8 protein-coding genes are annotated in these 12,248 nt (G+C 29.7%); 3 read left to right on the top strand and 5 right to left on the bottom strand.

What is annotated here, in order from left to right:
* Nucleotides 1-40: 40 nt before the first annotated feature.
* Nucleotides 41-1,219, bottom strand: coding sequence for a type IX secretion system outer membrane channel protein PorV (porV, locus tag IM532_RS00215; RefSeq protein WP_194181429.1), 1,179 nt, complete (start codon nucleotides 1,217-1,219; stop codon nucleotides 41-43).
* A gap of 263 nt (nucleotides 1,220-1,482) precedes the next feature.
* Nucleotides 1,483-5,370, bottom strand: coding sequence for a type IX secretion system sortase PorU (porU, locus tag IM532_RS00210; RefSeq protein ID WP_194181428.1), 3,888 nt, complete (start codon nucleotides 5,368-5,370; stop codon nucleotides 1,483-1,485).
* A 167-nt stretch (nucleotides 5,371-5,537) separates the two neighbouring features.
* Between porU and gldJ the strand changes: the two genes are divergently transcribed.
* The 3 genes from gldJ (at nucleotide 5,538) to IM532_RS00195 (ending at nucleotide 9,099) form a co-directional block, all read left to right on the top strand.
* On the top strand, nucleotides 5,538-7,148 hold the full coding sequence (gene gldJ / locus IM532_RS00205; RefSeq protein ID WP_194181912.1) for a gliding motility lipoprotein GldJ: 1,611 nt from the start codon (nucleotides 5,538-5,540) through the stop codon (nucleotides 7,146-7,148).
* 69 nt (nucleotides 7,149-7,217) lie between these two features.
* Nucleotides 7,218-8,498 carry a UDP-N-acetylmuramoyl-tripeptide--D-alanyl-D-alanine ligase gene (locus tag IM532_RS00200; protein ID WP_194181427.1) on the top strand — a complete coding sequence of 427 codons (1,281 nt, stop codon included), beginning with the start codon at nucleotides 7,218-7,220 and terminating at the stop codon, nucleotides 8,496-8,498.
* Nucleotides 8,499-8,568: 70 nt separating this feature from the next.
* Entirely contained in the window at nucleotides 8,569-9,099 is a 531-nt protein-coding gene (locus IM532_RS00195) for a hypothetical protein (protein ID WP_194181426.1), read from the top strand.
* A gap of 59 nt (nucleotides 9,100-9,158) precedes the next feature.
* On the opposite strand, the gene ctlX is transcribed toward IM532_RS00195, so the two are convergent.
* The 3 genes from ctlX to IM532_RS00180 form a co-directional block, all read right to left on the bottom strand.
* Nucleotides 9,159-10,097: a citrulline utilization hydrolase CtlX gene (gene ctlX / locus IM532_RS00190; RefSeq protein ID WP_194181425.1), complete on the bottom strand. Its 939-nt coding sequence runs from the start codon at nucleotides 10,095-10,097 to the stop codon at nucleotides 9,159-9,161.
* Between the two features lie 2 nt (nucleotides 10,098-10,099).
* The gene (locus IM532_RS00185; protein ID WP_194181424.1) at nucleotides 10,100-11,014 is read right to left on the bottom strand and encodes a dimethylarginine dimethylaminohydrolase family protein; all 915 of its coding nucleotides are present in this window, start codon (nucleotides 11,012-11,014) and stop codon (nucleotides 10,100-10,102) included.
* A gap of 78 nt (nucleotides 11,015-11,092) precedes the next feature.
* On the bottom strand, nucleotides 11,093-12,070 hold the full coding sequence (locus IM532_RS00180) for an amidohydrolase family protein (protein ID WP_194181423.1): 978 nt from the start codon (nucleotides 12,068-12,070) through the stop codon (nucleotides 11,093-11,095).
* Nucleotides 12,071-12,248 lie beyond the last annotated feature (178 nt).

The raw sequence follows: 12,248 nt of genomic DNA, 5'->3' as shown, positions 1-12,248 counted from the left end.
ACCAATTGGTCAGCTTATAAAATATTATTAATGATTAAATTTAGTAATCATAAGAATTTTGTGTTTCACCTCCAAAGTTCCAAGAAACTCCAAAGCGTAAAGTATTTTCTAACGCATTATTTGTTTTAGATGTTGGTATTAAATATGAAAAATCAATTCCAAATGAATTATATTTTAATCCAGCTCCTAATGTCATATGTTGACGATCACCTTTTAACTGGTTTTCGTGGAAATATCCAGCACGAATAAATAATGCTTCGTTGTATGAATATTCTGCACCTACAGCAAATGTAATTTCTTTTAATTCTTCTTTACCTCCTCCTGGTGCATCACCAAATGAACTAAAGATTCCATCAATTGGACCTTTATTTGGAATATATTTATATAAAATGTTTCCTTCTTCGTCCAATTCAAACTGAGGTGTCGGTACTAGTAATTTAGCAAATTCTGTAGATACTGCAACTTTATTATAATCATCAAATTTAAAATCATATCCTAAACCTAATCGTAAAGTTGTTGGTAAATATGATGAATTGTCATCTGAATTTGAATAATCTAACTTTGGTCCAATATTAGAAAGTTGAAAACCTCCTCTAAGTTTACCATCAAAACTATTCGTGCTCATTGTTTCAGATTGGTAAAAACCTGCTATATCTACTGCAAATGTGTTTGCTGGTTGTACTGTAGCGTCATTTAAACCATTGAAAAGATCTGAACGAATAAAACGACCTGTAACTGCCATCGAGTAGTTATCTGATAATCTCAAACCATAAGATAAATCGATCGAGAATTCATTTGGTTTAGCTAATCCATCTTGTTGAATTTGACCTGTAGCTGCATTTAAACTATTTAATTCGATTTCACCCATATTAAAATAGTAAATACTCGCAGCTAAAGTACTTCTTTCATCAGTTCCTAAGAATGTAAAATATGTAGCATTTAATAAGAAAACATCACTTGTTAAAGAACTCATATATGGAGTATAAGTAAATGCTACTCCTGAATAATCTTTACTGAAAGCATACTTAGCAGCATTCCAATATTGAGAAAAATTATCGGCTGATGTTGCAACCCCCTGATCTCCTAGAGATCCTGCTCTAGCATCTGGAGATATTCTTAAAAAAGGTGCACCTGTTAAAATCGGATTAGGTTCTTCTGTTGTTTGTGCAAAGGCTGCAACCGATAGTAACATTAATAAGCTACTGGTAATCTTTTTCATCCTCGTATAAATTGTATAGTTATTTTTTATTTTTTTGTATATATCACACTCAATACATGTAAATATACACTCTTTTGATATATAGCAATTTTATTATTTAATTTTACACCTCATCATGTATTTTGATTGGTAAACTAAATTCAGTAATTACTAATTTTTAACTTAAAATATGTATTTATAAATATTTCGTATTAACTCAATAGTAAGAAAACGCTATATGATATAAATTATTGTAAAATATTTTATTAAAATATTAAATCATGTTATTTAAGAATAACTAAACGTTCTATAGCTGTTGCAGTTCCTTTACATAACTCTGTATCTAAACCTTTTACATTTACTTTATACAAGTATGTACCTTTACCTATTTTATCGCCAAAATCATCTAATCCATCCCATTCTAGTGCATATTTTCCCGTACGATAACCTTCTCGAAATGGTTCTGCAGAAACGGTTTGGCGTATTGTTTTTACTAAACGTCCTGAAACTGTGAATACTTGCACCATAACATCTAATTCTGAATCACAATTATGTTCGAAATGGAAAAAAGTGTTATTTGTAAATGGATTCGGCCAATTCAAAAGTTTGTCAATTACCAATTTATTACTCCCATTTTCCATTACAACAAAATCTAGTGTTGCTGTATTAGAATTATTATTAATATCCCAAAATTTTAAATCTATCTTGTGTTGTCCTAATTCTAATTTTTTGAGTTGATAGATAACTTGACCTTTTTGATAATCCTCAAAATCTTTATTTATACATGGATTTGAATCACCTGATTCAAAATACTCATTCAATACATAGGAATCCTGCACTTGTCCGTCTAAGGTTGCAACAATATCATGGCCAATACTAGATCCTGTTGCATTAATTCCAGTATTATCTGTAAGACAAGCAACTAAATAAGGATCTCTATCTGTAATTCCACCATTGGCAAAGTTTAAATTATTCATGTATAACTTTCCTTGCGGAATTTCACTATCATTTAAACCATTTTCATTAATACCTCCAATTATTACCTTAGAATTCATTACAGCATCACTATGATCACTGTAAGCGTATAAAACAATTTTTCGTTCACCGACTTCAAAATTAATATCTTTAGGAACATAATATTTCATGATGAATTTACCTTCATTTACCTTAGAACTTCCTTTGTAGATAGTTTTAAATTCCTCTGTAAATGTATAAGGTTGGAATGTACTAAGACCTTTATTATTTCTTAATGGTTTTTGGATTGGTTTTTCATAAAGAATATTCTGCACAGTACCATTAAAACTACCATCTATCTGAGAGGATGGGTTTAAAACTTCACCTTCTATTTCTACAAAATCTAATGCTTTTATTTGATGAGATTTATAATCCACCTCATTTCCATTAACTTTAAATTTTACAATAGAGATGTCTTGTTTCGGTCTTGAAACTGCAACCATAGGATCACCCAATAAATTTACCCTTGCATGATCTGATGAATTTGGATTGTAAGATTGCTTGGCCTTTATCAATGCTTGGCCTGAAGTTAAGTTCTGATGATTATTTTCTCTAAATAATTCTTTTAGTAAATAGGAATTAAATTCTGAACCATAAATAGTACCAATCGGTCTATTTGTAGTTAACATAGATAATGCTCCTCCGTTAGGATTTTTTAACATCAATTCTCCTGCAGAATTGTATTGTGGTAAGTCCCAAACTGTAAAATCACATGTTATAGTTGCTACAATTGGAATACGCGAAAATGTATTTGTAAAATTATTTAGGTTAGATAGCTCCTCACCAGTAAGAATACGTTCTTGTGCCCATGACCTTGGTCCACCATGGCCATAATAAATCATGAAATTAGTTCCTAATTCTAAATTATTTAAAATGGATTGATTAATAATTGGATATCTTAATCCAGCAGAAGTTTGCTCAGGTTGATAAGCGTCTATATATAATTTATTAACTGCATAAAATTTGTTAATTGGAGTATTAAAAGTATCATCTATGTCTTTATCAAATTTAGGAGTGTTGATTTCAGATTTATCTGGATCATCAGATACCGCTACAATTTTTGTTCGCCAATCTCCGTAAGAATTTCCTTTATTTGGGATTTTTTGATAATAAGATATAATCTTATCAACTAAAGTCTTCGCTTCGGAAATATCGGATGCTGGTAAACGACCAATTGCAATATCAATCATTTTAGCGTTATAACTATATGAACCATTACCTGCTTCCGCTGCAAAATTTACATTATCCCCAATCATAGTGAAATAATCATCTGTAGTTGAAGAGGTTTCTAACGATTCTGAATTTAAATTATAAAATGAAGGAATGTAATTAATATTTCCTTGTACACGATTTTTAGGATCATAAGTAGTTGCTCCAAATAGAATTGCATATTCTAATGGATTCCCATTATCTTTTAGATATTTAAAGAAATCTCGGATAGCAATCGGATCTTGTGAACCAGATGAAAATTCGTTGTATACTTCTTCTGTTGTGACTACAGCTACTTTAATTCCATCATGTTCTTCACGAAAATTAGCTAATCTTATTGCTTGATCTTTAAACTTATTTGGTGTAATTATAGCTAAAGTAACATCATTAAATTTTCTGATATCTTGGTTTACAATACGACCAACATACTGTACATCAGTATATAAATCTTCCTCTTTAAAGGCTACAAATTCATTCCAAAAAACATCAGAATTAGATTGATATTTGTATACATTATCCGAAGGTTTAATTTGAAATGTCGATGAAATATCAGATACATTCCAAACTTTTATACCTGAATTATTTTGAATATTAAATCCAAAAATTTCTCCTGTATTTAAATCTTCTAAACTTCTGAAATCAAATTGACCACTTGTATATTGTAACTTTTCTTTATATTTTAATTCTATGAAATTAATAAAGGCTAACCCTCTTGGATTGGAAGCATTAGTATAATTTATTTCAACATTTATTTCATTTCCTTGCAATGGAAATTGTTGTTTTAATGTTCTATTGTTAAAATCAGATACATTAAAAATTATATTATCTAATGGATTACCATTTACATTTATTTTTGCTGAAGTATTTTCTGCATTTTTACCTACAACAGAATATCTTAAATATGCAGTTTGCCCAATATCAGCTTGTTTTGCGGTAAATTTCTTTGTAAAGTTATTACTCCCATTCAACATTTCACCAACCCATTGTCTTCCTACTTGGTTGATATTTAATGAATCTTTTTCATGAAACTGATATGCATCAAAATTGGTAAAAATACGTGTAGGAGTTCCTGTTAATTCATCTTCTACAATTCTTTTGCCCGCATCACCATCATAAGTGATATAGTAATAGGAATAGTCATCATATAAATTAAACCTAAGAAAAACGTCATCTAGAGAATTTTTCTGTTTTCTATACCACTGATGTGGACCTTTTGCATAAAATGAAATATAATCACCTTCATCAAAAGAATTATCAGTACTTCCTATAAATTCTATAGGAACCTCTTGTAAACCATCGTATCGATGATCTTCCATATTTTCAAATAGGCGACCACTTCCATTCCCATATACTTTTAACGTATTTAGATTATATCCTGAAGTCGGTATCCCGTTTTGAGTAAAGAATTTTTTATCTAGTTTAAAAACACCGGTTTTATCGACTTTAATTTTAAACCAATTTCCATCTTTTAATACACTTGTGGTATTACCAAAACTTCTATTCTGAAGGGTTTTAGGCGCTATGTTTTTATAAGTTGATATCTCAAAGGAATTTATCTTATGAATAACATTACCTTTTTTTAAATAAGGAAAAACAGAAACTAATGTTTTAGATTTATTGTTTTCAGTATAATTTTGAGAAATATATGTAATTTCATCTTTTATTAAATCATAAGCTTTAAATTGTATTAACTCTAAAGGAGATAATGCGGTAGTTTCTACATTAAAGATCTTCACATCTCTAACCGTTTCGTTAAAGATAACATTATAGTTTGGAGTATAATATTCATTTAAAGCATAATGCTCTGGATTATTAAAAAATGGAACCTTTATTATTTGCCCATTAGTTAATGCATAATCTTGGCTATTTTCCCAATTAATTTTGTATTTTTGAGAAAACAAATTGCTATAATTTAATAATGTTATTGCGAGAATTAGATATTTCTTCATTGTAAGAAAACGATTATTGAACAAATATATTTTTAGATTAATAAAATAAAAAATAAAATATTTCGTTTGACGTAAATAAAATGTATCTACCGGCATTGTTAAATTGCTGTTAAATGCTTTTATTTGCAATAAATATAATATTTGATAACCAGAAGTATTCTATGAAAATGAATAAAGGACGTATTTTTTCTTTAGTACTAGCAGCCGCTTCACTTACATTTGTAAGTTGTGCTACAGGTGGTGGAAAGAAAAAAGGTGGTGGAACTAAAAAATTCACAAGCCGTACAGGTTGGAACCCGAATGACAGTAAAGGATGGTTTTTTTCCGGGAAACAAAAACAAAATGTTAAAGGATGGCCAGGTATGGTCTACGTGGAAGGAGGATCTTTCACTATGGGGCTTACTAAGGACGACGTGATGCGCGATTGGAATAATTCACCTGTTCGCATGCAAGTTAAATCTTTCTTTATTGGTGAAACTGAAGTAACTAACTACGAATATCGTGAATACTTAACATGGTTAAAAGTAGTTTTTCCTCCAGAAGAAACATTATATAAAGATATTTATAATGGTGCATTACCTGATGAATCTATTTTTAATAATACACTTTCTCGTGATGATTTCTCTACAGAAAATTATATGTTTTCACCAGAATTCAGCTATTATCCTGTAGTTGGTGTAACTTGGTTACAAGCTGTTAACTATTGTGATTGGTTAACTGATCGTGCAAATGAAAAATCTTTAATGAATAAAGGTATTCTTGCAAAGGATTATTATTCTAATGAAGAATATAATTACGGTGAAAAAACTTTCAATACTGAACAATACAAAAAGAATGATTCTAATGTATCTGAAGCTATTGATTCAACCAAATTATTAAAGAGCTACCAAATAAAATCTACAAATACTCGTATACAGAATGCCAATAGAGCTACTCGCTCTGATGATGTTCAACCATTTCGCTTACCATCAGAAGCAGAATGGGAATATGCTGCATTAGGGTTAGCGGGTAATCGTGAATTTAACCAATATAAAGGCAAAGAAGTATCTCAAAATACTTTCCGTCAAGAAAAAGGAAAAAATAAAGGTCAATATTTAGATAATTTCAAACAAGGTCGTGGAGATTATTCTGGGATTGGAGGATTTGGAAATGATGGTTCTGCTATAACAAACGACGTAAAGAAATTCCCATCTAACGATTATGGAATTTATGGAATGCTTGGAAATGTAGCTGAATGGACGGCTGATATTTACCGCCCTATCATTGATGATGAAGCTAATGATTTTAATTATTTCCGCGGAAATGCTTATAAACAAAATATCGATAATGGTCAAGGTGGTTATGTAAAATATGATGACAGTAATATTGAATTTGATACATTAAACAATGGTCGTTTAGTTTACAAAGGTTTACCTGGATCATACAAAAAAGAAGTAACACAAGATTATAGAAATTATCGTGATGGAGATTCTAAATCTGCTTTAGAATTTACAAACAATGAGGATTTAAATACAAATGATATGTATAATTCTCCAATACGTACGTTTGTTGTAGATGATAAAGGTAAAGTGATTTTACAAAAAGATGCTACTACAAGAACAACAGAATTATCGGACGAAGTTCGTGTAATAAAAGGTGGTTCTTGGAGAGATCCAATATATTGGGTTGATGCTGGACAAAGAAGATACATGCATCAAGCAGATGCTACTTCTTGGGTAGGATTTCGTGTAGCGCAAGATTATAAAGGTTCAAAAGAATCTAAAAGATCAAGAAGATAATATTATCTATTTTTAATTATATTTAAAAAACTCGGTTCAATGAACCGAGTTTTTTTATAAATTTACTTCATGAATACATCAGCTATTTTTGAGTTATTTTTGAAGAATCCAAAGGTAACTACTGATACAAGAAACATAGAAAAAAATTCTATTTTCTTTGCATTAAAAGGTGCGAATTTCAACGGTAATTCATTTGCAAATCAAGCAATTGAGCAAGGTGCAAGTGCAGCTATTGTTGATGAAAAAAAATATGAGAATCAAAATAAAAATATTTTTTATGTAGATGATGCACTTTTTGCATTACAAGATTTAGCACGCGCTTACCGTAATTATTTAAAAATTCCTTTCATTGGTTTAACAGGTTCTAATGGTAAAACAACTACTAAAGAATTGATAGCTGCTACTCTAAAAGAAAAGTTTAAAGTACATTTTACTTATGGAAATTTAAATAATCATATTGGTGTACCGTTAACAATTTTATCAATTCCCGATGATACTGAAATTGCTGTTATTGAGATGGGTGCTAATCACCAAAAAGAGATTGAATTACTTTGCTCTATTGCTCAACCAAATTTTGGGTATATAACAAATTTTGGGAAAGCACATCTAGAAGGATTTGGTGGATACGAAGGTGTAATTAAAGGTAAATCAGAATTATATGATTATTTAAGAAATAATCATAGAACAGCTTTTATTAATTTACAAGATCCTATTCAAGTTGAGAAAACTGAAGATATTGATATTATCTCATTCGGAACTGAAAGTGGAAAATATATCATTGCTCCTGCTTCTTCAGATTCTGATTATATTGCTGTTGCTGTTGACGGAGTAAAAATCCAAACAAATTTAACAGGATCATATAACTTTAGTAATATTTCTTGTGCTATTGCAATTGGAAAACATTTTGGATTATCTATTGATGAAATAAAAAATGGCATAGAAAAATATACACCGACAAATAATCGTTCTCAAATCATTGAAAAAGAAGGATATAAGATTATAATGGATGCCTATAATGCAAACCCATCTAGTATGGAAGCTTCATTGAAAAACTTTTCTACTTTTAAAGGTACAAAAACTGTAATTCTTGGAGATATGTTTGAACTTGGCGAAACATCTGATTTAGAGCATAATAACATTGCTAGACTTGCTTTAGATTATGGTTTTGAGTACATTTATTTGTTAGGAAAACATTTTCAAAATACTGATATTCAATCTAATAATATAATAAAACTTGAAAATAAGGAAGAATTCACTAATTATGTTAAATCCAATTTTAAATATACAGACTCTATCCTTATAAAAGGGTCACACGGCATGCGTTTAGACCTATTATCTGATGTTTTATAAATATTAAAATTTAGAAATTTTAGATTTTGTAATTGATATTATCTTATATTTACTTTTATACAAATAAAGAATGATTGTTACTTTAGCATATTTAATTTTAAATACTATTTCTTTTTCAAATATTATAGATCAAACACCAAAGAAAGAGAAATCAATTGATTGGTCTGAGAAAAAATTGACTTTCAATGATTTTAAAGGTAAAACAAAAAGTTCAAAAGGAGTTCAAGGTGAATTAGCTACAAAAATCAGTTGGACTATTACAGAAGAAACTGGCCAACTTCCGATCTATAAAGTTTATAATAAAATGGATCCAAATCAATCATGGATGTCTGTAAAGCATGATGAACTTTTGAAAGAATATCAATTTATTTGGAATTTATCTGAACTGTATACAAGAAAAATAAGAAAGAATATCGAAGAGCTGAATCGTAGAAAAAGTAAGGACAAAGAAGCTTACCGAAAAGTAATTTCTAAACAGGTTGCTTATTTTCAGAAAGAAAGAAATCGATATTATGGTGTTTTACAAAATCAACCTGATATGTATAAAATGTTGGATAAGCAATATCAAGATTCTTTAAAACAATATAATAAATACAAATAAAATTATAAGTAAAAAAAAAACGTTCTCTATGAACGCTTTTTTTTATAAAATTAGTTAAACTATATTTTTGGTAAGAAAACTTCCGCCATCATACAACGAGCTGATCCTCCTCCTAGTTTTTCAATCATATCAATTTTAACAGGTAAAATCGGATTATATTTTTCAATAGCTTCAATTTGTTCAGATGTTAAAGAATCATAGGCAGTTTGTGACATGACAAGATAAGATTGTCCCATTCCCCCTACTTGCAACATATTTCCGGCAAACTTGTGTATTTGCTCCTCTGTTATCGCAATAATTTCTTTTCCGTAATCTTTTAAATTTTCGACTACATTTTTTCTTTCCTTTTTATCATCAATTGTATTAAGACAAATAATTGCGTATTTATCGGCAATACACATCATTACATTGGTATGATAAATTGGTAAACGCTCTCCATTAACTGTTTGGTTCGCAGTAAAAATTACAGGTGTATATTCTAATTCCTCGCAAAATTCGATAAACAAATCCTCATCTGTTCTCTGAGAAATTGCTGCGTATGCTAAATCATTAACACGGTCTAAAATAATACTTCCTGTACCTTCTAAAAAAATTTCATCTTCTTCGGCAGATGAAAAATCTAACACATCAATTATGTTAAATCCCTTTTCCTCTAAAAATTCTAAAACATCCTCTTCCCTACGTTCTAGCCTTCTATTTTCAGCATACATAGGATACATCACAACTGTACCATCTTCATGAAATGAAATCCAATTATTCGGAAAAATAGAATCTGGCGTATGTGGAGTTAAGGTATCTTTAATGGTTAAAACATTAATTCCTTTAGAACGTAATGTTGAAACCATTGTTCTAAATTCTTCTAGAGCTTCTTGCTGAATTTTTTCAGCTGCATCATCTACCTGATTCTGAAAATAATTATTTACTGCTGTTTGTGGATTGTAATTAAAATTTACAGGTTCCACCATCAAAATCGTATTTGTATATTGTTGTCTTCTCATTTTTATTCTCTAACTAAAGGCATTGTGGAACAACGAAGTAACCCTCCCATTTTAGAAATATTTCTATAATTGATTGGCTCTACTTTTATTCCCCAAACATTTTCTAAATGATTATTTAATCTCATAAAATTCTTTTCAGAAACAACAACTTCTGGCGAAATTGAAAATACATTTGGACTCATCCAATACATTTCTTCTTTTGTTACTTCAAAAATATTTTCTTCTCCAAAGATATTAACAATTGTTTGAAAATCCTTTTCAAATAGGAATCCATCACGATAAATTATTGCTTTATCATTTCCAACAGGCTGAAATGTGCAATCCAAATGTAAAATTCCTTCATATGGATTAGTATCATCTTTCTTTAAATCAAAATTCAGAACTTTTTTGTTGGGAAATTTTTCTTTTATGAATTCAACAAATTCAATGTTTGTTCTTCCTGTTTTAAAATTCTTGAAATCGGGTTGATTATATGTTCCAATAAAAATATAATCATTGTATAAAATAACGTCACCACCTTCTACAAAAATATTCTCTTGCAGATTTGTAATTTTATTTCCTTTGAATCTTTCTCTAATATTATCGTAAGCCTGTAATTCAGGTTCGCGATCAGGAATTATATTTGAAACGAAAAACTCATCTTCTATTACAAAACCTACATCTCTAGAAAAAACTTGATTACAATTTTCAATCAATTCTGGACGAAGAACTTCTACATCATATTTTTTTAAAACTTTTTCAAATTCTGCCATTTCACTTATCAAATCAACTTCATCCGGAAAATCATTATTCATAACCGTTTCATAAGATTTTGCGTCAAAAGTTTCTTCCAAAGTAGGAATAGCTCCATTAGATTCTGCTCTACCTAAAACGACTGATTTTAGTTTTGATGTCTCATTAATTACCTTTAATTTCATGGCTTTCTTTTGTTTAACGTTTTTCCAAAAAAAATCCCGCAGGTGCGAGATTTTTGAATTATTGTATAAATATACATTTTATTTTTGAATTCCTAAAGCTTTAAGTCCATTGTCTGTTGCAATTTCTGCTAATTTTTCCACATCATAAAAATGACAAGATTCTAGCATTACGCGCAATTCAGTTAATAAATGACCGTCTGAAAAAGGTTTATAAATATCATTAATATTGTCAGTTCCAAATGCAACATTAATTCCTCTTGGAATCATTTCATCAACAGGAGTTATTGAATTATGTGAAGGAGCTAATCGCTCAGTACGATTATGATCAATCCAAGCTGTTGGACAAGAAATAATGTGCATATCGGCTTGTTTTATTAATTCATATAATTCATAACGATATTTTCTTGGATGAGCTGCAACTGAAATTGAATGAACTGCTGAGACTTTACCTTGCATTCCATGCTCTATCGTTTTGCGTGCTAATTGTTCCGTTTCAATCTCTTCGTCTGTATTGAATTGATCTACATGAACGTGAACTAATTTATTTTTAGCTTTTGCTGTAGTTAGTAATATATCTAAATGTTCATCTTCTTTACCAAAATCTTTAGCTGGTAATCCTCCGATGATATCAACAAAATCCGATGATAAATCAAACCATTTTCGCGCAGCAGGATCAATCACACCTTTTAAAACTTGGTTTGCAAATCGTATTTCTATATCTTTTCCATAGTTTTCTTTAAGGCGAGTTGCTGCTAAAATTGAGCGATCCTCAATAACCTCATCACAGTCTATAAAAGATCCAATAGCCTGAGCACCTTGCTCTAACATAAATGTAATTGCTTTTTCCATACGGAAATAGATATCATCTACAGACGATTTACGTTTCATATCATCTACTAAATGCCATTTTTCTTTTAGATAGGAATTTGATAAAGCAAATGTATCAGCTGTTAAAGAATAAGCGCGATCTAAATGAGAGTGACTATTAACCCAACCTCCTTTAGCTTTAATAAGTTCTAAAACTTCTTCAATTGGATTATAATTTTTTGCGTTCATTGTGTTTGTTTTGTTTGTTTTCGGAGTGTAAAATTAATAATGATTTGTTGTTTTTCTTAACTGAAATGATAGGATATTATCTAAAATATTTCTTTAACTTTGTGCCTTTATTACTAGTCCCAACGAAAAAAGTCCAACAAAACATGTTGAACTTTTTATTATTTATTAGGTTTAGATT

Source organism: Faecalibacter rhinopitheci (genome assembly GCF_015234135.1).
In the GTDB taxonomy this organism is placed as follows: domain Bacteria; phylum Bacteroidota; class Bacteroidia; order Flavobacteriales; family Weeksellaceae; genus Empedobacter; species Empedobacter rhinopitheci.
The sequence above is the reverse complement of the archived record's forward strand: the minus strand, read 5'-3'. Positions and strand labels throughout refer to the sequence as shown.